Origin of the sequence: Caballeronia telluris, from assembly GCF_001544495.1 — a bacterium.
Taxonomy (GTDB): Bacteria; Pseudomonadota; Gammaproteobacteria; order Burkholderiales; family Burkholderiaceae; genus Caballeronia; species Caballeronia telluris.
The window spans coordinates 12722-32369 of sequence record NZ_FCNZ02000039.1 but is presented as its reverse complement, the minus strand read 5'-3'; the positions used below and the strand labels follow the sequence as shown (position 1 = coordinate 32369).

General features: G+C 60.5%; 18 protein-coding genes and 1 pseudogene. 3 read left to right on the top strand and 16 right to left on the bottom strand.

Features of this window, described 5'->3' with window-relative positions; genetic code table 11:
* The first annotated feature begins 345 nt into the window (after positions 1-345).
* Complete coding sequence (locus tag AWB66_RS29015) at positions 346-681, top strand: hypothetical protein (RefSeq protein WP_125469814.1); 336 nt, start codon at positions 346-348, stop codon at positions 679-681.
* A gap of 1 nt (position 682) precedes the next feature.
* On the top strand, positions 683-2638 hold the full coding sequence (ligD, locus tag AWB66_RS29010) for a DNA ligase D (RefSeq protein WP_087633496.1): 1956 nt from the start codon (positions 683-685) through the stop codon (positions 2636-2638).
* Positions 2639-2680: 42 nt separating this feature from the next.
* On the opposite strand, the gene AWB66_RS29005 is transcribed toward ligD, so the two are convergent.
* The 8 genes and pseudogenes from AWB66_RS29005 to AWB66_RS28970 form a co-directional block, all read right to left on the bottom strand.
* The gene (locus AWB66_RS29005) at positions 2681-2902 is read right to left on the bottom strand and encodes a hypothetical protein (protein ID WP_087633495.1); all 222 of its coding nucleotides are present in this window, start codon (positions 2900-2902) and stop codon (positions 2681-2683) included.
* A 363-nt stretch (positions 2903-3265) separates the two neighbouring features.
* A pseudogene (locus AWB66_RS29000) lies at positions 3266-3616 on the bottom strand (trimeric intracellular cation channel family protein); the annotation flags it as partial.
* Positions 3617-3888: 272 nt separating this feature from the next.
* Positions 3889-5313 carry a tannase/feruloyl esterase family alpha/beta hydrolase gene (locus tag AWB66_RS28995; RefSeq protein ID WP_087633494.1) on the bottom strand — a complete coding sequence of 475 codons (1425 nt, stop codon included), beginning with the start codon at positions 5311-5313 and terminating at the stop codon, positions 3889-3891.
* Between the two features lie 88 nt (positions 5314-5401).
* Positions 5402-7009 carry an IS66 family transposase gene (gene tnpC / locus AWB66_RS28990; RefSeq protein ID WP_087633493.1) on the bottom strand — a complete coding sequence of 536 codons (1608 nt, stop codon included), beginning with the start codon at positions 7007-7009 and terminating at the stop codon, positions 5402-5404.
* Between the two features lie 30 nt (positions 7010-7039).
* The gene (gene tnpB, locus AWB66_RS28985; RefSeq protein ID WP_087633492.1) at positions 7040-7384 is read right to left on the bottom strand and encodes an IS66 family insertion sequence element accessory protein TnpB; all 345 of its coding nucleotides are present in this window, start codon (positions 7382-7384) and stop codon (positions 7040-7042) included.
* Positions 7381-7788 carry an IS66-like element accessory protein TnpA gene (tnpA, locus tag AWB66_RS28980; protein WP_235021284.1) on the bottom strand — a complete coding sequence of 136 codons (408 nt, stop codon included), beginning with the start codon at positions 7786-7788 and terminating at the stop codon, positions 7381-7383. The genes tnpB and tnpA overlap by 4 nt, the downstream gene beginning before the upstream one ends.
* An 845-nt stretch (positions 7789-8633) precedes the next feature.
* On the bottom strand, positions 8634-8867 hold the full coding sequence (locus AWB66_RS28975; protein ID WP_235021285.1) for a DUF4148 domain-containing protein: 234 nt from the start codon (positions 8865-8867) through the stop codon (positions 8634-8636).
* A gap of 250 nt (positions 8868-9117) precedes the next feature.
* On the bottom strand, positions 9118-9897 hold the full coding sequence (locus AWB66_RS28970) for a cyclase family protein (protein WP_087633490.1): 780 nt from the start codon (positions 9895-9897) through the stop codon (positions 9118-9120).
* Positions 9898-10127: 230 nt separating this feature from the next.
* On the opposite strand from AWB66_RS28970, the gene AWB66_RS28965 reads away from it, so the two are divergent.
* Positions 10128-10577 carry a MarR family winged helix-turn-helix transcriptional regulator gene (locus AWB66_RS28965; protein ID WP_061164451.1) on the top strand — a complete coding sequence of 150 codons (450 nt, stop codon included), beginning with the start codon at positions 10128-10130 and terminating at the stop codon, positions 10575-10577.
* A gap of 38 nt (positions 10578-10615) precedes the next feature.
* Here AWB66_RS28965 and AWB66_RS28960 read toward each other — a convergent pair whose 3' ends face one another.
* The 8 genes from AWB66_RS28960 to AWB66_RS28925 form a co-directional block, all read right to left on the bottom strand.
* Positions 10616-11287, bottom strand: coding sequence for a flavin reductase family protein (locus AWB66_RS28960; protein WP_087633489.1), 672 nt, complete (start codon positions 11285-11287; stop codon positions 10616-10618).
* Between the two features lies 1 nt (position 11288).
* On the bottom strand, positions 11289-12047 hold the full coding sequence (locus tag AWB66_RS28955; RefSeq protein WP_087633488.1) for a maleate cis-trans isomerase family protein: 759 nt from the start codon (positions 12045-12047) through the stop codon (positions 11289-11291).
* Entirely contained in the window at positions 12044-13087 is a 1044-nt protein-coding gene (locus AWB66_RS28950) for a carbon-nitrogen hydrolase family protein (protein ID WP_087633487.1), read from the bottom strand. Before AWB66_RS28950 ends, AWB66_RS28955 begins: the two co-directional genes overlap by 4 nt.
* 46 nt (positions 13088-13133) lie before the next feature.
* On the bottom strand, positions 13134-14045 hold the full coding sequence (locus AWB66_RS28945) for a fumarylacetoacetate hydrolase family protein (protein WP_087633486.1): 912 nt from the start codon (positions 14043-14045) through the stop codon (positions 13134-13136).
* A gap of 74 nt (positions 14046-14119) precedes the next feature.
* Complete coding sequence (locus AWB66_RS28940) at positions 14120-15247, bottom strand: cupin domain-containing protein (RefSeq protein WP_087633485.1); 1128 nt, start codon at positions 15245-15247, stop codon at positions 14120-14122.
* Positions 15248-15298: 51 nt separating this feature from the next.
* On the bottom strand, positions 15299-17614 hold the full coding sequence (locus AWB66_RS28935) for a bifunctional salicylyl-CoA 5-hydroxylase/oxidoreductase (protein WP_087633484.1): 2316 nt from the start codon (positions 17612-17614) through the stop codon (positions 15299-15301).
* Positions 17615-17673: 59 nt separating this feature from the next.
* Complete coding sequence (locus tag AWB66_RS28930; RefSeq protein WP_087633483.1) at positions 17674-18117, bottom strand: acyl-CoA thioesterase; 444 nt, start codon at positions 18115-18117, stop codon at positions 17674-17676.
* Positions 18118-18146: 29 nt separating this feature from the next.
* Complete coding sequence (locus AWB66_RS28925) at positions 18147-19637, bottom strand: indolepyruvate oxidoreductase subunit beta family protein (protein ID WP_087633503.1); 1491 nt, start codon at positions 19635-19637, stop codon at positions 18147-18149.
* Between the last annotated feature and the right edge of the window lie 11 nt (positions 19638-19648).

The window sequence follows — 19648 nt, the reverse complement described above, 5'->3', positions numbered from 1 at the left end:
CGCGGACGAGTCGCTCTATGCCTCCAAACGTGCGGGCCGCAATCGAGTAACCGTAGCACACATCAATCTTGCGCATGAGGCGCCACGACTTGACAAGCAAGACGCCTGACCGGCGATAGCCGACGCGGAAAGGCGTTTCTGACGGTCGTGGAGGTCGTCCTTTCCGCCGCCAGACGAAAAAAGCCCGCTCTATCGCGCGGGCTGAATCCATGGTAGACATGGAGGAGACAGGATTAAGTATTAACCCTTGGCGTCCGCATGCAACGCCTGTCTCTGATTGGCAACGGTTCCGGGTTCGCCCCCTGGCGCATGGTTTGCATGTCCCATACCGGAGGTCACCCGCCCATGAAAGTCACCGCTCTCATTGAACAGGCCGATCGGCAAGCCCAGCTTGTCGATGCGCTTTTACTTGCCCGATACGCTCTTGTCATCCACGACGGTATGACATTGTTAGGTGACGACGAGCCCCCGTCGAGGTTACGCATCAACTTCCGGTCCGAGCTAGAGCGCATTGATGCCGCTCTTCAGGCGGCCGGAATTGACACGACGCAGGCGCTTGCCCCGCCGATACTGGACCGGTGTAACGACACCGGCCATCGCGACGACAGGAACAATGACGGCGGCAACGACGACAGCGGCAACGACGACAGCAACGGCGTGCCGCCGGACGCGGGCAAGTGATATGGGCCGGTGGACCGGATCTCGTGCAACGCGCGTACGCGCGCCCGATACAGCGCCCGGCGAAATGCCGCCGCTCATTGAGCCGGAGCTTGCCACGCTCGTTCAGCATCATCCGGCCGACGGCGACTGGTCCTACGAAATCAAATTCGACGGCTATCGGATGCTCGCGCGCCTCGAGCGGGGTGAGATCAAACTGATCACGCGCAATGGACACGACTGGACGGATCGCATGCCGCGATTACGAAAGGCCCTCGAGGCGTTGCCGGTCGACAGCGCTTGGGTCGATGCAGAAGCGGTCGTACTCGATGCGAAAGGCAAGCCCGACTTCAATGCCTTGCAAAACGCGTTCGACCGGCGAAGTACGGCCGACATCGTTCTCTACGTCTTCGACCTTTTATGGCTCAACGGCACGGACCTCCGTGAGCAGCCGCTGCGGGCGCGCCGCGCCCTCCTTCACGAGTTGACGGAACAGGCCGAGAGCCCGCTCCTACGCTATTCGGACGATTTTGCCGAAGATCCGGCGTCGCTCGTGGCCTCCGCTTGCAAGATGAAGCTCGAAGGCATCATTGGCAAGCGGGCCGATGCGCCATACCGCTCGGGACGCTCGAACGACTGGATCAAGCTCAAATGTAATCTCCGGCAAGAGTTCGTGATCGGCGGCTTCTCACGGGTAAAAGGTGCCAAGTCAGGCGTGCGCTCGTTGTTGCTGGGCGTCTACGAGCAGGACAGCAACCTCAGATATGCCGGGCACGTTGCACCGCACCTATCGCCCGCGCGCAGTGCGGCATTCGCCAGACGCGCTCAGGCCCTACAGCGGCCGTCCCCTGCCTTCTACAACGCCCCGGAACCGGAGCGCGATCGCGAGTTTCATTGGCTCGCGCCGGACATCGTGGCTGAGGTGTCGTTTCTCGAGTGGACGCCCAACGGCGAAGTCCGTCATCCCGTCTTTCACGCGTTGCGCGAAGATAAGCCCGCCCGGGCGGTCACCGAGGAAAAGGTCGCGGATGAGCCCGGCACCGGCAATATCGGCTCGACGCGCGAGCGACCCGGTCCGCGCGGCACCGTCATCATGGGTAACATCAAGATCAGCAACCCGCAGCGCGTGATGGACCCAGCCTCAGGCCGCACCAAGCTCGACATCGTGCGGTACTACGATGCCATCGCGCAATGGGCGCTGCCGTACCTGCACGCCCGACCGCTCGCGCTCGTGCGCGCGCCGGACGGTATTGCGGGCGAACTATTTTTTCAAAAGCATTCCGAGCGTGCCCGCATTCCCGGCGTCGAAGAACTGCCCGTGAGCGTGTATCCGAGACATAAGCCCCTACTGGTCGCCAACACCGCTGACGCGCTGGTCGGACTCGCCCAGATGAGCGTCGTCGAAATCCATTCATGGAACGGAGCCGCGCCGGATCTCGAGCACCCTGATCGCGTCATCTTTGACCTGGACCCCGACCCGTCGTTGCCGTGGTCGGCGATGTTGGAAGCCGCATCGCTCGTCAAGGTTGTATTGGACGAACTGGGCCTGCGCTCATTCGCCAAGACCAGCGGCGGAAAGGGATTTCACATCGTCGTGCCGCTCACTCGCCGACAGGGATGGGAGGAGGTCAAACAGTTTTCACAAGCAGTCGCGCAGCACATGACGCGTGTCGTGCCACAGCGCTTTTCGGCCGTGCTTGGTCCGAAGAATCGAGTGGGCAAGATCTTCATCGATTACCTGCGCAACGGCCGAAGCGCGAGCACGGTGGCTGCGTTTTCGGTGCGCGCGCGTCCCGGCATGGCGGTGTCGATGCCGATATCGTGGGATGAGTTAAAGGACGTGGAAGGCGGCGACCAGTGGACGATGGCCCACGCCATCGAGCGACAACGCACGCTTGCAGCCGACCCATGGGAAGGCTACTGGCGCACGCGGCAAGGGATTACTGCCGCGATGCGCCGGGCGGTCGGCATAAAGCGCTAAGCCAGTATCAGGTTCGACGCCGATCGACCAGACTTACTGACACTAGCCACGCGCCTCATTACCTTTCAATTCGCCGTGCTTGTGCGAATGGGTCGCTGCGTACTTGAGTTCGAAGTGGGCACCCTTACCGCTTCGCGTGGGCGGAAAATGTTCACCCTCGACACACGTCACTTCAAAGGTATCCTTGCCATCGTCATGGACGACGGAATAGATGCCGGACACCTTGACGATCTCACCGGGCCTATACGAGTTGTCGCCTGCCATCGTTGTATCTCCTGAGTCAGAACAAAGACAGCTGAGCAAGGAGCGTTCCGAGTAGGTTCCTCGCCAAAATCGCCCGCTGTGCGCTATACGTTTTCGGATTGAGCGGATGGCGCATTGAAGCTAAATGCCGGCGGTGTCCGGGCAGTGCGGAAATTCGCCAAATTCCTTTATGTCAAGTGACACGGATCCGTGATGCGCTTCTGGCCTTAAATTCCGATTGAACTGGACAAGCACACATAGATCGTCGACGCCATCGATGCGGGCAACCCCGGGCGCGCGACCTGATGCGCGACCATATCGAAGGCGGCATCGCGCGTCTGTTCAACAAATAAATCAGAAAGGCTCATCCTTTCGCACGCCCTTTTACGTTCCCCCGCGGAACGCCAGCAGGCGCCAGCCGAAGTAAAGCGAAGCGAGCCGGATGACGACGCATATGAAGGTGGCGAACCACGGCGTCCACCACTGCGTCCAGTGCGCGTAAAAGAACAGAACCTGCGTGCCCGCGCCGGCGAGCGCGGCCGATGGGTAGATCTCGCGATTCAGGATGGCCGGCACGCGTGAAAGCACGACATCGCGCATTACGCCGCCGCCTAACGCGTTCACGATGCCCAACAGGATCGCAGGCTCCGCGCCCTGCCCGAAAGTCAGGGTATTCTGCGCACCCGCCACGGCAAACAGCCCGAGCCCGATCTCATCGAAGAAAAGAACAGGCTGGTCGCGCAACGTCTCGTCGACATGTCACACTTTCTCGGGGCCTAACGACGGTCAGCAAAAACTTCTGCTAACCCGCGGGTGACCTTCTTGTAACCCGCGGGTGATCCGCCTTCGACGACCGGCGTGTTGCGGCCACTACGGCCCTTCAAGACTCGCTGGGTCGGACGTCTCTTGTTAAAAGCAACGGTCGTCGCTCCCGATACGATTATCCTGTGAGACGAGCGGTCGACGTAGCGCGAGCCTAAGCTTGTCGCGAATGCGTCTTAGCGGTTTCAATCTGCAGCGACACAATCGAAGCTCGCCGCTGAATCTACGTCGCCCGTTCCTTTGTACTTGCTCACCTTCGGCCACGCGCAAATCGGCATTGTTCGCTCCACTGGACCGGTGGGCTGGTTATTGACGTATTTGGTCGCGGTAATTTGCGTCGGCGCGCGTCCGTTCTCAACCCATTGCTCCATGGCCGCAAGCAGATCTTGCGTCGGATCATTCGGATGGTCCGGAAAACCGACTCGGAAGTTGCCAAACACATTTGGTCCGACGCCACCGCCGCAGTGGCCCATTCCCGGCGCGTTGAAGAGCTTGACGAATTTATCCGATTGCCCCGGCATCGTCTTCTCGATGGTGTTCAGGTAGTTCAACGTTTCCCCTGGCGCGGCGATCGGATCAGCCAGGCCTTGAAACATCATCATCTTGCCGCCTCGGGCATTGAAGGCGGTGAGATCTCCGCTAGTAGCATCCACAGCAAAGTTGAGCGTATTGCGCATAACGTCCACGTCGCGCCCAAAGTCGAAGTTTCGCCAATTCCAGTTCAAGCCCCAGATCCACTGAAAAGGGAAGTTACCGCCTCCCGATACGGCGGTGGACGACGGGACCTCTGCCGTGAAGCTGAGTTCGGTGCCTCGGAAGAATCCGGGATAGAGGTGTTCACCGGTGACCGAATGAGTAGGTCCCGCGTAAATTTTGCGCAAGGCGCCGACCTGCCCCGCTGACAGGCAGTCCGAGCCGTCGCCCGCAGCACATTGCAAAACAGCAGGGTCGACGCTGCACTTATCAGGCCGTCCGATCACCCCGTCCCTGAGGCCGTCGAGCGCGTCGCAGGAGTCCATCACCTTGTCGGCCCAGAGCTTACGCTTGGCAGCAGTCAGATAGGTCGTCATATCGTGTTGGGTTGCCACGTAGGCCCAGAGACCCGCAACGTGGGCGGGCACGCGATTGTGGCCCATTGCGCCTATCACAATCCCGTCGTAATCCTGCGGAAATTTCAGCGCCTCCTGTACGCCCTGCGCGCCACCGGTTGAACACCCGTAGAAGTAGGAACGTGTCGGGTCGGTCGCATAGAACCGCTTTAGGACGGCCTTTGACATCGTGGTCATCAGGTGCGTCGAGCGGTATCCGTAGTCGATGATTCTTTCCATCTTGCCCACCACAGCGCTGACGCCATCGGGGGAGGTTCCCATATCGGTGTTCGCGACCGCGAAGCCGCGCCGCAACCCGATCGCCATCGCGTCGTACTGGATAACGCCTCCCGCCCCGCCGTTACCTGTCCCGAGAAATTTGCCGTTCCAATCCGTGGGCATCCACAGCTCAACTTTGATGTCGGACTCCGCCGTCGGCTTTATCGTAGCGGCCAGTCGGCAAAACGCTGGTAGTCCTGTCACCGTTTTGCCAGCCGGAGCTGTGTAGTCGCCTGCTGGCATAGCGTATGCGTCGCGCCAAGGCCGTTGAGAATTCTTTGGACAAGCGTCGGAGAATGCGGCAGGCTAAGCCTGCCGGAGGCAGAAGGGATCAACCCGATGAAGGTGCAGATGGGAGCAGGTGCTTCGCGACGTTCCAGGGCAACAGTTCGTCGATGCGGTTGGCCTGGTGATCGGCAATGTGTGTAAGGACATATTCCAGGTAGGCGCGTGGGTTGATGCCATTCAACTTGCACGAGCCGATCAAGCTATACATTGCGGCGGCTCGCTCGCCACCGCTGTCAGAGCCAGCGAACATGAAATTGCGCCGGCCGAGGGCCACGCAGCGCAAAGCATTTTCGGCGAGTACGTTGCTGATTTCGACGCGGCCGTCATCACAGAACAATGTGAGCCCGCCCCAGCGGTTCAGAGAGTAGTTGATCGCTTCGACCAGCGGTGCCTTTGGCCAAAGCGTCGCAAGCTTCTCCCTCATCGACCTTTCGAGGGCCGCGAGCAATGGAGTGCTCTTTTCTTGCCTGACGCGTCGCCGCTCATCCGGCGGTTTGCCGCGGATATCAGCCTCGATTCCGTAAAACTCGCCAATCATGTCGAGCCATTGCTTCGTGGTGTCCGACGGGGCTGTCTCATGCACGTTGAATACGTATCGGCGCGCATGATCCCAGCAAAATGCCAGACGAACTTTGCCGCTTTCGGTCAACTCGTTGAAGCCGGCATAGCCGTCCGCCTGAAGGATGCCTTCGAATCCGGCAAGATGGGTCTGGGGGTGAATGCCTTTGCGGTCCGGCGAGTAAGCGAACCAGACAGAAGCAGGTTCGCTCGAACCTGAGCGGCGATCATCGCGCACGTAGACCCACAATCGACCGGTCTTGGTCTTTTTGTTCCCAGGCGCAAGCACCGGGATCGGCGTGTCGTCCGCGTGGAGCTTGGCAGTCGCCATCGTGTAGCGACGCAGGGCTTCAGTCAGCAGCCGGCAGAGTTCTTCGCATTGCCCGACCCAACGTGCCATGGTGGCCCGATCGAGACGTACGCCATCGCGCGCCGCGATCTCGGATTGCCGATACAGGGGCGTGTGGTTTGCATACTTCGCCACGATGATCTCGGCCAGCAAGCTCGGATGCGCGATGCTGCGCTCGATCGGCAGCCCCGGCATGGGAGGTTGCGCGATATGGCCACAACCGGTGCAGATCCGCTTGCGACGGATAGTGCGGATGACCTTGAACATCGCCGTGACGCGCGCGAGCTGCTCAGACACATCCTCGCCGAGCAACTCCATGGCGTTGTTGCACTTCGGGCAGATGGAATCGGGCTCGAGCTCGCGCTCTTCGCGTGGCAGATGGGGCGCCAAGGCTTCCTTCGGGGATGCTGCAGATACGCCCGAGCTCGATGCACGAGCGCGCGCACGGCGAACATCGGCAACGCCGCTGCCCGCTGCCAGATCCTCGAGCTGGGTTTCGAGCCGATCGATCTGCCGTTCCAACTGCTCGGATTTACGACCGAAGTGCATGCGCCTGAGCTTGTCGATCTGCGCTTTCAGGCGTTCGATTTGCTGGTCCCGTTCGACAATCTCCCGGTCGCGTTCGACAATCTCCCGGTCGCGTTCGGCGATCTCCTGCTCCATCTTTGCGATCGATGCCTGCTGCTCGAGCACCAGGGCGTGGAGCTCGGCAACGGTGTCAGGAAGCGGCGCATGATCGGGCATGAGCCGCAGTTTACGAGCCTTCGATGCGGTTTACAACATCGACAATGCGGCCGTGCGACGGGGCTGTCGCCAATCGATGCCTTCGAGCAACATCGACAGCTGTGCCGACGTCAGAAAGATCTTGCCGCCATCCGCCTGGGGCCAAATAAACCGCCCATGCGAAAGCCGCTTCGCGAGAAGCCATAGTCCGTCATCGGTTGCCCATAGAATTTTTACGAGATCGCCGCGACGTCCCCGAAAAATGAACACGTCGCCGCCGAGCGGATTTTCTTCGAGTGCCGATTGCACCTTCGCGGCAAGAGCCGGGAAACCACTACGCATGTCGGTGACGCCTGCGGCGATCCAGATGCGAGTGCCAGCCGGCAGGCCGATCATCGGGACAGCTCCCGAATCAGCAGCCGCAGCATATCCGGCGACACGTTACCGCGAATGCGCAAACGTGCGCGGTCAAATTCGATCTCGCAGGCGTCCTCCGACACGGCTTCGCGGACCGGCATCGAGGCCTCGGCTTCCGGGACAATGCTGACTGGAAGTAACGATGCAACGTCACCATCGGGTTCCTGTCTGGCAGGCCCCGGACGCGGCGCCCCAAATGCACCCTGAAGATACTGGCGACGCCATCTGAACAGCAGGTTGGTGTTTATGTCGTTGCGACGCGCAACAAGCGATACAGACGCCCCGGGCTCGAACGTCTGTTCGACCAGCTGTCGTTTGAATTCGCGCGCAAAGTTGGGGCGCTTGCCCGGTGCCTCGCACTTGCTATCCACAATCTCGGCCACTTTGGTTCCCACCAAAACATTTGGTGGGAACCAAATTACCCCCGTTCACTGCTACCCGGAGAACGGCCGACATGAGACGCATACGGCATAGCTTCCGCCGCAGTGAACGTTGTATCGGCAACGCTTGTTCCGGAAAGCGAAGAGCAGCTAACCCGCATCGAGGGCACTGCCGGCGCCTCGTCCGACCCTCCTCCGCATGCGCCAATCGAAGCCGCTGCAGAGGTGGCAACGACCAGCTTGACGGTAAGAAACGGCAAATCCGCCCACTCTCGTTTTTTTTTCAATTCAAGTCTCCTCTTTCGCTTGTTGACGCATGGCGGGTCAACGGAGCCGTTATTAGTTTGCGGTGCCCTCTCAAGCGGTACCCGCGCACTGTCATCGGGTGGTGGTAAGGAGCAAAGACCGACCGCCGAGTCCATTAAACGTAGGATAACCAACTTCATTCCCCGTCGACATTACCGAAGTTGCCCCACGTGCTGAGTCTAGATATGCGCGGCACATATCGCAAATTTGCTTTTAATATCCCCGTCATCCGCCGAGCTGATTCCCACCGCGTCTAACTCACTCCCTGCCGCCCCTGGCATCTGGCCGACATACGACTGAGCTTTGCAGTGAGACGGACGGATCGTGGACGTATTGCCCAACATGAATGCTTCGATTTAGCCCATGGACATCGACGTATATGTCATTTTTATGCCTAGGTATCGTCAACTGAACCGCGCCTCATTGACCGCGTTGCTCAGCGGCTACTCTTGATTAAAGTGCAAGGAGCGCGAGTGACCGCAACCAGCATAGCCCGCCTTACCGGCCCATCATTCGACGGTCACGGTGTATCGAAGCAGTGCCTATTGGCTAGCGGCCCCAGCGACACCGGCCTTCTTCTGGGCGCTCTGAAGATCCTGCGGATAATGAGGATCGTTGCCCTTCGCCGGGTTGTATCCCGCGTCTTCGAGCTTCTTCAGCTCTGCGTTTTTCTTGGCACGAGCTTGTTTTCTCGCCTCCTTCCGCTGTGCCTTGGTGCTATGAGACGCCTGCTCGCTCTGCGCCCCCGCTGGACCTTCATTTTGAGCGTGCGACACATTAACGAGCGTCACATTTAGTGCGACAACAAATATAGCTTTCGCGATGGTAATGAGATTCAATTTCAGCACTCCTTCAGTTAGATAAGGATAGTTCTGAGAACAGTAGTCTTCCGAAATTGCCAATCTTGATATTTGTTTACTGCGCTGCAAACCTGTTTGCAACAATCCGTACCTTTGAAAGACAATGCGGCGGACCAGCGCGCGGCATCCTCGCTTGCCACGTCAGCCGGGGGAAGTGCTGGCTCGCTCAGTTCGCGACGAGCGCCAATACTCGCAGCGGACTCCCTGATCCGCCTTGGATTTTCAACGGCGCTGAGACGATCACAGTGCCCGTCGCCGGCAATTGATCGAGATTCTTCAGACACTGCAAGCCGTACCGATTGGAACCGTGCATCAGCGTGTGACACGGATAAGGCGTAGGCCATGCGTACGACTGGCCAGCATCGGTGTTGATGGTCTCAACGCCGAACCCGTGCACCTTCCGCTCGTGTATCAGCCATTCAACCGCCTCCTGCGTCGGGCCGGGGGTATGCGCCCCATCCTCACGCATATTGAGAAATGCAACCGGATCCGTGCGTTTGGACCAGTCAGAGCGCAGTAGCACCCAGGCCCCAGCCGGGATGCGCCCGTGCTTCGCTTCCCACGCCTCAAGGAAACCGGCGCTCAAAAGCCAGTCCTCATTGGCCGCCACCTCTGCGCTCGCATCGAGCACAACTGCCGGTGCAATGAAGTTTTGAACGTCTATGGTATCCACGGTGTTCCGCACGTGGTTTTTGCCCGTCACCCAATGCACGGGGGCGTCGAAATGCGTGCCGGTGTGTTCACCGCACGAGAAATTATTCCAGTACCAACCTGGCCCCTGCTCGTCATACTGGCTGATCTTTTCCATCTTGAAGGCCCAAACCTGACCAAACTGCGGGGGCAACTGCAATGCAGGGAAGTCGGGTGACAGGGTCTGCGTCAGGTCGACGACTCGGACCTGGCCGCTCGCCAGCTCAATGGTAAGTTGCTCAAGACTGTTGCTCATGCTGGGCTCCGTTTTCTGCTCGATCGACTATGAATGCACTGGGTCTCGCCCTCAGTGCGCATTGATCTGTTGCCGCGTCCACTTTTGTTCACCTGCCGCGTTGTCTTCAGCGGCAAAACCATTCAAAATCATGTTTAGTCTGTCTTTGGCGCCTCGAGACTTGCGGCCCCGGCGGCACAATCGTTCCTTACGCAACTGCGCGTCCCTCCACGACTGCAGACCATCCAAGCATGAGCAATTCACCTTTCAGCGGTTTCGTCGATGACTACACGCCCGCGCTGCTCGCACAAGTCAGCCAGCTCATCTCTGGCGAATTCCATGCGATCGTGCAAGCCGCCGGCTTCGAGGTCTCTGACTGGCGCGTGCTGTCGACGCTCTCGGAAGGCAAGACGATCAGCATCGGTCAGCTCGCTCAAAAGACCGTCACCAAGCAGCCCACCGTCACACGGTTGCTAGACCGCATGGAAGCGCAAGGCTACGTCAAGCGCGTCCCGCACGACACCGATCGACGGGTCACCCTCGTGCGTATCACGCCGCAAGGCCAGAAGCTTGTCTCCGCGCTCATTAAGCAGGCGAAGGCTCATGAGGAGCGGGTGCTTGCGCCGCTGGGAAAAGCCAAGGCCGATGAACTTAAGGCCACCTTGCGTCTACTTCTCGATCTGCACCGCCCGGCCGAGTAATGCGGTCCGCGGCCGGTCCGTTCAGCAGGTAGGCTCGGCTATCCTCGGTTAAGCGCCTTAGGCCGCGCCATCTTGAACTTCGCTGCCTCTCCAATTTCAAAGTAGTCCGCGGGACCGCCGCCGCGCATGACCGGGCGCGCGGCCGCCGTTGCATACGCGTTGTCACTCAACAATCCACGCGCGATGTGCACGCCGACGACCTCCCCGATCACCATCCACGTATCGATTGCGCTGCCATTGGCGCGCCGCAACTGCATTACGTCAGACACCCTGCACTCGAACGAAACCGGGCTTTGCGCCACGCGGGGGACCGACACGACGCGTGATGAAGCCGCATCCACGCCGGCGAGCGCAAACTCGTCAACATCGGCCGGCACTTCCGCGCTCGTCAGATTCATGCGCTCGCATAGGTCCCGCGTCACAAGATTCCAAACAAACTCTCCCGTTTCTCTCGCGTTCCGTACCGTGTCCTTGAAGCCGACGCTCGAGAACGCGAGGACGGGCGGCGAATAGTTGAAGATGTTGAAGAAGCTGTAAGGCGCGAGATTGAGGCGGCCGTCTGCGGCGCGTGTGGAGATCCAACCAATTGGACGCGGTCCGACGATCGCACCGAGCGGATCGTGGGCGAGACCGTGCCCGCTCGCCGGCTCGTAGAAGTGCATGTCTTCTTCTGCGGCGCACTGCGAGGAATCCAGCTGCGGCGCATCCATCTCAGTACTTCCCGGAGAGAAGTTCGCCGCAACCTGTCACCTCGGCGCGCAGGTCCAGACGCCGCAGCATCTGCCACGTCGTCGCCACTGCCGCCGAGACAGTTGGGGTGCCGGACTCGTCCTGCACGCGTTGGATAGAAGGCAACGATTGCATTTGCACGCAGGCGGACAGCACGAGCGCGTCTGTATTCGCACGATTCAGGCGCTTGTAGATTTCCACCAGCCGCGCCGGGTCCTGCGCGGCTACCTGCAGGTTGTCCGGAATCTCGAGCGCGGCGTAATCTTGAACTTCAATGCCTTCACTCTCGATGTACTCCACCACCATCTTGGTCAATGGTTTCATGTAGGGACAGACCACCGAGACGCGCTTCGCGCCCATCGCGTGCAGCCCATCCACCAATGCGCCCGCGCTGGTGACGACCGGTGCGGGCGCACCATTTTCGACAGTACGCTCGAAGAGACGCTTCTCAGATACCCGGTGATAGCCCTGCCCCATGCTCATGATCGCCACGAGGCACGCATAGCCAAGTACATCGACGCGCGCATCCGACAGCTCGAGCGCGCAGCGATCACTGTCGCGGTCCATGGCCTCAAGTTCCTCCTTGACGACCTTCTTCATCCGCATGCGGCTGGAGTGGAACGTGAAGCGCTCCTCGAAGTCGCGCGCTCGCGCACGAAACATCGCCGGAATTTCCGTTTCCATCGTCGTGTTGGACGAGGGCACAATCTGCCCGATACGCAGAACGCGCGGTTGTGTCATGACTTGCTCTCAGTAAGCTCGAAGGAGTTGAGTTCCGCATCCGTTTCAGCGTCGAAGCGGTTAGAGGTGTCAGCCGTGCCGTCGTCAAACTGCGCAGCCGCGAGCGGCCGGCGGTTCACCCGCAGATCGAACACGTCAAAGCGGTTGTAGTGGCCAGTGATGTCGTGCATCTGGCGCGGTTGGATGCAGCGCGAGAGATCGATGTCGGCATACACGATCCCTTCTTCGTCGATCAGCGGTTCACCGATCACGCGGCCGTCGGGGCCGAGAATCCCAGAAAACGCGCTGTTGCGGCGCGCAAGCAGCTCGCGCGCTTGCGGATGCGTCGCACTCATCGCGTCGACGATCTCCGGCGACACCGTCGAACACGAGACCACCGTAAATAGCTTGCCTTCGAAGCAATGCGCGGCGGCTCTCACGCGAATCGCTTCGGCCATGTCGTAGTCAGGGGGAGCCACCGGCAGCGCAATATAGCTCGCCACATGAACGAGTTCTCCTTGTGCGAGCAGGCTGAAACGCGCCAGTGTGTTCGTGTTCTCACCACAAGCGAGTGAGCCCAGCGGCCCGACGCTGGTGTCGTGCACGCGCAGTGCGGAGCCATCGCCATTCGCCCACGTAAGCTTTTCGGCCCACGTCGGCACGAGCTTGCGATGCCGGCCCAGGATGCGCCCCTCGTCGCTGATCGTCAGAAGCGTGTTGTACAGCGTGCCAATGCCTGTTCGGCTACGCTCATTCACGCCGATCACGACATTGATGTGATTGGCCTTGGCAGCGGCGGCAATGCAGCGGATCTCGGGTCCGGGAATCTCGATCGCCGATCTGCAAAGCTTCTCGAACCACGGACTGCCTTCCACCGGGTTCATCACCCAGTTCCAGTAGGGATAGCCCGCCACGAACACTTCCGGAAAGGCGACGAGCCGCGCGCCGTTGCCAGCCGCTTCCCGAATGAGCCCGCAGACTTTGTCGACAGTAGCGTCAGTGTCCAGGAACACCGGGGCGGCCTGCACCGCAGCCGCCTTGAATTGAGGAAGATTGAGCATAGAGCGTCTCCGAACGTTTCAGCAGGTTAAGCGGATCTCGCGGGCGTCAAACAGCCACCACCGGATGACGGAGCTCGCCAATACCTTCCACCTGCCCATGAACGATGTCACCGGGCCAGAGCCATTCCTGCGGCGAACGGCCCGCACCCACCCCGTCCGGCGTGCCGGTGGCGATGATGTCGCCCGGCTCCAACGTGATGGCCTTGCTGATATCGGCGATGAGGGTAGGCACCTTGAAGAGCATGTGGCGCGTATTGGAGCTCTGCTTGATCACCCCGTTGACGGTCAAGCTCAAGTTGAGCGTGTGCGGGTCGGGAATCTCATCTGCCGTGACGATGCATGGCCCGAATGGCGCATAAGTGTCCTGTCCTTTCGAATAGATCCACTGTCCGGCGCGGCGGCAATCGCGCGCGCTCATGTCGATCATGACGCTGTAGCCAAACACGTAGCTGAGCGCATCGGACGCGCTGACGCGCTTGGCGCGCGTGCCCATGATGACCGCAAGTTCGATCTCCCAGTCCAGTTGCTGGGTGACTTCCTTGTTGTGCTCGATGGCGTCGCCCGGTCCGATCACCGAGGTCGGTGGCTTTGAGAAAATCACCGGTTCCTTCGGCAAATCCTTCGATGTATCGAGCGTGCGACTCGACTCCGCAACGTGCTCAACGTAGTTCAGGCCGATGCCGAAAATGTTCTTGCGCGGGCGCGGGATGGGTGCGAGCAGCTTCACATTGCTCGCAGGCATCGAGACGCCGAACGGCCATCTGTCGCGCTGTTCTTTGAGCAACGCGCTGGTCTGACGTACTGCCTGCGGGCCGAGATCGATGAATTCCAGCATGCTCGCCGGCAGTGCAAAACCCGTGGCGGCGCCGAGGCGCTCCAGGTCGACGACAGCATCATCGACGATCGCGCCGAGACGGGCAGCAGCATTCACATCGGATCGATAGGTGACAAGACGCATGATAAGACTCCTTGAAGCCCGCCCGACAATTGAGGCGGCGAATATTGAATCGATTTTGAGGCGAAGGTTGGCTGCTACTGCAAGACAGTTTGGTGCCCACCGTTCTCGCCAAGCGCTTCTTCCCGATATAGATTCAGCGCCTGCATGACCGGCAAATCGTTGAAGCAGAAAAGGCACGCGTCATCAGACGATGAGCTGTTCGCATGTTCGTGAAACGCCCACGACGGCACGCAAAAAATGTCACGTTCGGTCCAGTCCAGACGCTTGCCATTGATGATCGAATAGCCGCTGCCCTTCGCCACCTGATAGATAAAGCTGCCGGTGTGGCGATGAGCGCGCGTCTGCTCGCCCGGACGCAGCAATTGCATGCTCGCGCCGATCGTCGACATCACTGGGCCGCCCGTCACCGGATTCACGTAGTGCATCAACACGCCGTCGAACGGCGAGCCGTCTGTTACGCGTGCGTGCCGTACGAGGGCTTCGTAAGTCGGCTCCCACTCGTACTTGAAGAGCGGCGAGTAGCGCTTGTTCCAGTCGCCGTTCTGCGGGCGCAGACCAGGCGCGCCCCAGATCGCCGTTGAGTCGTTCACCGGGTGCGTAACTGCCTGGCGAAGATCAGGATGCACCGCATAGAAACCGGCCTCCAAGGCATTGACGAGCGGAATGTCGAGACCGTCCTGCCAGATGCAGGGCGTGCCCTCCTCCGCCACCCCGTGCTCATGCCAGGTGCCATTAGGGGTGAGCACGAAATCATTGCGCCCGAGCGTCATCTTGTGGCCGTCGACCACGGTGTAGGCGCCCGTGCCTTCCATGATGAAACGCAGCGCCGAGGAAGAGTGGGCGTGCGCCGATGCAACTTCCCCCGGGTGCATGACCTGAAGCCCCGAATACAGCCAGCCGACCGCTGCTGATACCTCGCGACGACCCGGATTGCTCAGGTAGATGACGCGACGCCCGGCTTTTTCGGGCGACACGAGTTGCACGGAACGGAGCACGTGTTCGCGCATATCGCGATACCGCCAGAGCACCGGGACCGACGCGGACCTGGGCTCCCACGGTTCAATCTTGTTCGCCACGGTCCACAGCGCGCCTGCCTCGAGCCTTTCAAGCGATCTGTAATAGGCGATGAGTTCTGGCGTGTCCTCTACATCTGCGCGGCCCGCGACGCCCTCGCGATACGCGTCGTAATTTTGCTCAGCCATGTCGTTGTGGCTCCCTTGCGTGAAAGTGGGTCAACCAGGCACGCTGCCATCTCACGATGGCGCGCGTTGAAAGGAGCGTTCCATCTGTTCTTTAGCAAACAGATACTGGCGCGGCCATACCACGTTCCGGTAGCCGAGCTTTGCGCTTTCACGCAGCAGCCAGGCGGGATCCGCGAGATACGGGCGCGAGATCGCGCATAGGTCGGCGCGCCCCGAAGCGATGATGCCGTTCACCTGATCGCCTTCCGTGATGGCACCCACGGCAATCGTCGGAACCTGCGCCTCGTTGCGAACACGGTCGGCGAACGGCGTTTGATACATGCGGCCGTACACGGGCTTCTGCTGCGGCGTCACTTCGCCAGACGAGCAGTCGATCATGTCTGCGCCGGCCGCTTTGAAGAGGCGCCCGATCTGCACCGCGTCGTCGCCGCCGATGCCGCCCTCTACCCAGTCCGAAGCGGAGATGCGCACCGAGATCGGTTTTGCCTCCGGCCACACACGGCGCACCGCACGAAGTACTTCCAGAGGAAACGCCATCCGATTCTCAAGCGAGCCGCCGTAGTCGTCGTCTCGCTGATTGGCGATCGGCGAGATGAAGGACGACAGCAAATAGCCGTGGCCCGCTTGCAGTTCCAGCCAGTCGAAACCGGCTGCATCGGCGCGACGAGCAGCAGCAACGAAGTCGTCACGCACGCGATCCATGTCCTCCCGCGTCATCGCTCGAGGCGTTTCCGACACACCGGGCAGATACGGCAGCGCCGAAGCGGAAACCACCGGCCAGTTGCCGGCCTCCAGCGGATGATCCATCTTCTGCCAACCGAGCTGTGTCGATGCACGGCGTCCCGCATGACCCAGCTGAATCCCGATACGCGCACTGGAGTTAACGTGAAGGAAGCCGACGATGTGCGCGAACGCCGCCGTCTGTTCGTCGTTCCAGAGTCCGGGACATCCCGGCGTCGCCCGCGCTTCGGGAGAAACCGCCGTCATCTCGACCATCACAAGCCCGGCGCCACCGAGCGCGCGGCTACCGAGATGCACCAGGTGGAAGTCACCGGGCACGCCGTTCTCGCACGAGTACATCGCAGTCGGCGAAACCACGATGCGGTTCTTAAGTTCGACATCGCGAATCCGATACGGTGTCAGCATCGGCGGCACGCCATGTTCGGCGCTGGCCGCGCCGGCGTCGCCGGCAAGCCATCTTTCGTAGCCTTCGAGCCAGTCGCGGTCGCGCAAGCGGAGGTTCTCGTGCGAGATTCGTTGTGAACGAGTAAGCAACGAATAAGCGAACTGTTCCGGTTCCAGACCGGCGTAGCGCTCAACGTTCTCGAACCAATCGGTGGAATTACGCGCGGCGTTCTGTATCTTGAGTACTTCGACGCTGCGCACCGCCTCATAGTGCGCGAGCTGCGTTTCCAGCGAACCGCTGACCGCTTTCAAGCTGCGCGCCAGCTCGATCGCATCCTCGAGAGCCAGCTTGGTACCGGAACCAATCGAGAAATGCGCGGTGTGCGCCGCGTCCCCCATCAGGATGACCGGCACTTTCTTCCCGTCGCCTCGCGTGGTCCAGTGCACCCACTTCTCGCAGATGACGCGCGGAAAGCGAATCCAAATCGCGGAGCCGCGCAGGTGAGTGGCGTTGCAGATAAGCGGGTTGCCGTCGAGATACGATGCGAACAGTCTCTCGCAATAGGCGATGCCCTCTTCCTGACTCATGTCGCCGATGCCCGCGGCCTGCCACGTCTGCTCGGGCGTCTCCACGATGAAAGTTGAAAGACCGTCCTCGAAACGATAGGCATGTGCCTGGAACCAGCCGTGCTCGTTCTGCACGAAGATGAAATTGAAAGCGTCGAACACCTTCTTGGTGCCAAGCCAGACAAATCGGCATCGACGCTCGTCAATATCGGGACTGAAGGTCTGCTGATACTTTTTGCGCGTGAGGCTGTTCACACCGTCGGACGCAATCACCAGGTCAGCATCGTATTTACGGGCGATCGCTTGATCATCTTCGACATACTCCTCGAACACCAGCTTCACGCCCACATCTTCGCATCGTGCCTGCAGGATATTGAGGAGCTTCTTGCGGCCAATGCCAATGAAGCCGTGTCCACCGCTTCTGATCGAACGGTCCTTGAAGTGGATCTCGATATCGTCCCAGCGGTTGAACGCGTTCCCGATCGTCTGAGCCGACACGGCGTCGGCCTCGCGCAAATTTTCCATGGTCGCGTCAGAGAACACCACGCCCCATCCGAACGTGTCGTAAGGACGATTGCGCTCCACGACCACAATCTCGCTTTCTGGATTTTGCAGCTTCATCAGCAGTCCAAAGTAGAGGCCTGCCGGCCCGCCCCCAATGCAGACGATCTTCATTTGCCTTACTCCGATATCTCAGATTTACCTATCGCCCTGCTAGCGAGGGACGCCCCACTTCATTGATTGACCGCAACTGCGCACTCATTTGCCCCACGCTCAATCCCCGCCCTCAGATCGTTTGGGATCGGAATCGATTCGTGGGTGTCCAGCGAAGTCGTCACGATTGTCTGCCGCGCAGCCATGCGAACTACGCCATCTGCGCCCGTACACGTCCACCGGAGCGTCAGTGACTTCTTGCCGAGGCGCTCCACGTCAAGCGAGAGCCGAACCCGGTCGCCCATTTTGCTGATCGCCTTGAAGTCGACCTCCAGGCGCACCGTCGGCATCCCGATGCGCCGTGTGCCCAGCACACCGTGATAGCCGTCGGGCAACAATTCGTCGATCCACAGTTCAATCAAGTCGTTAAACAACACGAAGTATTGGGGGTAGAAGACGATCCCGGCTGCATCGCACTCGGAAAAGTGGATCTTGCGCTGGCGCTCGAACACATGTGCATTCATACCGATTCCTCGATTTGTTGTATGGCCGCTCAAGCCAGCGCGTGCCGCGCGAGCGCCGCTTTCAATTTGTGGCCATGTTCGTCGGCGAGCGCTGCGTCGCGCAAGTCGCGTAAGGTGGCCGGGGCCAGCCGCGCACCGGCCTTGCGCACCGCAGCCATCAGCGTTTGGTAATTCTTCAAGCCGCGCGCGTGCGTATCGCTATAGCCTTTGACGAGTCGCTGGCACCGCGCGATTTCGGTGGCCAGCGCGGGATTGTGTTTTGCCGTCTCGGCGATCTGCGCCAGCCACGCTTCGATACGTGCGTTTTCGAGCTGATAGCGCAATGTGCTGCGCCGAATGGCCCGCAGACTGGCGACGGCGTGCAGCATCAAGTAGCCGCCCAGCGAACTCGTGCGGACCACCCGTCCAGACTGCGTGCGTCGCTTGACGAACCCGTGAAGCCAATGCGGCTTTGCCAACCAGCGGCCGAGTCCCGCCGGCAGCGTTTCGCAGATTTCCTCGATGCGCGGATGCATGAACTCGTTAATTTCCAGCAACTGGTTCGACTGGGCCTGCACTTCACCGCGCACGCGCTCGAAGCGCGCGCCGCGAGTCTTCAGGTCCGCCACACGGATCGTGTCCTCATACGACATCCAGAGCGCGAGGTAACGTGCGGTCTCGCGTAACAGCGCGGCTCCCTCCGCGGGCATTTCGCTGGTCAGCGCGATGAGCCGGTCGAGGTACAGGCGGGCGTAGGCGGGATCTTGATAGTCGATCAAGCGGCGCACACCTTCGAAAGCAATGCGTTGCACCGCGGTTGGCAATTGCGCACGTACACGCTCGACGAGCTGAGCGACTGTCGCATTACGGGGCGTCGATAGAATTTCATCCGCAGGCTCGGAAGCGCCGGAAGTCTCCTGCTCGCTTGCGCGATCGAACGCGAGGGCAAATGCGCGCAGGCTCGGCTTCACGCCGACGCCGCCCCGCTCGATGGTCTCCTCGAACTCGCGGCGACTGAACGGCAGCACGCCAGCGCCGGCGAGCGCGCCGAACAGCACGGCGCTAATCACGCTGCCGCTTGCCTGTGCCGCCTGCGCCATGTCGAAGCGGATGTAACGTTTCGCAGCCTTGCTCGCGTGTGCAATAAGGGTTTCACTGTCCACGCGGCCATCGCCCATTGCGGTCTTTTCTGCGATTGAGTAGACCCGATGCGTGGAAGAAATGAGCGTCGTACGCTCCGGGGTAACCAGTCCACGCTGCACCGCGCGGCCTGCCTCCATCAGCTCCGAAGCAAGAACGACATCCACGTCACCCGGCAAAGGCATCAACGAGAGGACGGGCGCACGGGCGAGGCCCGGTTCGACCGGAAAGAGCTCGACGTAATAGATGGTCGCTCCGGTACGCTGTGCGACCCCGGGCACCGACGTCGTCTGAGCACGATAGCCATTATGCTCGCCAAGATCGACGATCCAGTCGGCAAGCACACCGCCGCCCTCGCCGCCCATGGCGAGGATCGCAATTTTGATGGGTTGCAGGTTCATCATTTCTTTCC

Excerpts from the sequence above, each read along its gene's own strand:
- AWB66_RS28995 (WP_087633494.1), bottom strand. The coding sequence starts at position 5,313 with ATGCCAGCAGGCGACTACACAGCTCCGGCTGGCAAAACGGTGACAGGA.
- AWB66_RS28965 (WP_061164451.1), top strand. The coding sequence starts at position 10,128 with ATGAGCAATTCACCTTTCAGCGGTTTCGTCGATGACTACACGCCCGCG.
- AWB66_RS28970 (WP_087633490.1), bottom strand. The coding sequence starts at position 9,897 with ATGAGCAACAGTCTTGAGCAACTTACCATTGAGCTGGCGAGCGGCCAG.
- AWB66_RS28955 (WP_087633488.1), bottom strand. The coding sequence starts at position 12,047 with ATGACACAACCGCGCGTTCTGCGTATCGGGCAGATTGTGCCCTCGTCC.
- AWB66_RS28925 (WP_087633503.1), bottom strand. The coding sequence starts at position 19,637 with ATGAACCTGCAACCCATCAAAATTGCGATCCTCGCCATGGGCGGCGAG.
- AWB66_RS28930 (WP_087633483.1), bottom strand. The coding sequence starts at position 18,117 with ATGAATGCACATGTGTTCGAGCGCCAGCGCAAGATCCACTTTTCCGAG.
- tnpC (WP_087633493.1), bottom strand. The coding sequence starts at position 7,009 with ATGCCCGATCATGCGCCGCTTCCTGACACCGTTGCCGAGCTCCACGCC.
- AWB66_RS28945 (WP_087633486.1), bottom strand. The coding sequence starts at position 14,045 with ATGCGTCTTGTCACCTATCGATCCGATGTGAATGCTGCTGCCCGTCTC.
- tnpB (WP_087633492.1), bottom strand. The coding sequence starts at position 7,384 with ATGATCGGCCTGCCGGCTGGCACTCGCATCTGGATCGCCGCAGGCGTC.
- ligD (WP_087633496.1), top strand. The coding sequence starts at position 683 with ATGGGCCGGTGGACCGGATCTCGTGCAACGCGCGTACGCGCGCCCGAT.
- AWB66_RS28935 (WP_087633484.1), bottom strand. The coding sequence starts at position 17,614 with ATGAAGATCGTCTGCATTGGGGGCGGGCCGGCAGGCCTCTACTTTGGA.
- AWB66_RS29005 (WP_087633495.1), bottom strand. The coding sequence starts at position 2,902 with ATGGCAGGCGACAACTCGTATAGGCCCGGTGAGATCGTCAAGGTGTCC.
- AWB66_RS28940 (WP_087633485.1), bottom strand. The coding sequence starts at position 15,247 with ATGGCTGAGCAAAATTACGACGCGTATCGCGAGGGCGTCGCGGGCCGC.
- AWB66_RS29015 (WP_125469814.1), top strand. The coding sequence starts at position 346 with ATGAAAGTCACCGCTCTCATTGAACAGGCCGATCGGCAAGCCCAGCTT.
- AWB66_RS28960 (WP_087633489.1), bottom strand. The coding sequence starts at position 11,287 with ATGGATGCGCCGCAGCTGGATTCCTCGCAGTGCGCCGCAGAAGAAGAC.
- AWB66_RS28950 (WP_087633487.1), bottom strand. The coding sequence starts at position 13,087 with ATGCTCAATCTTCCTCAATTCAAGGCGGCTGCGGTGCAGGCCGCCCCG.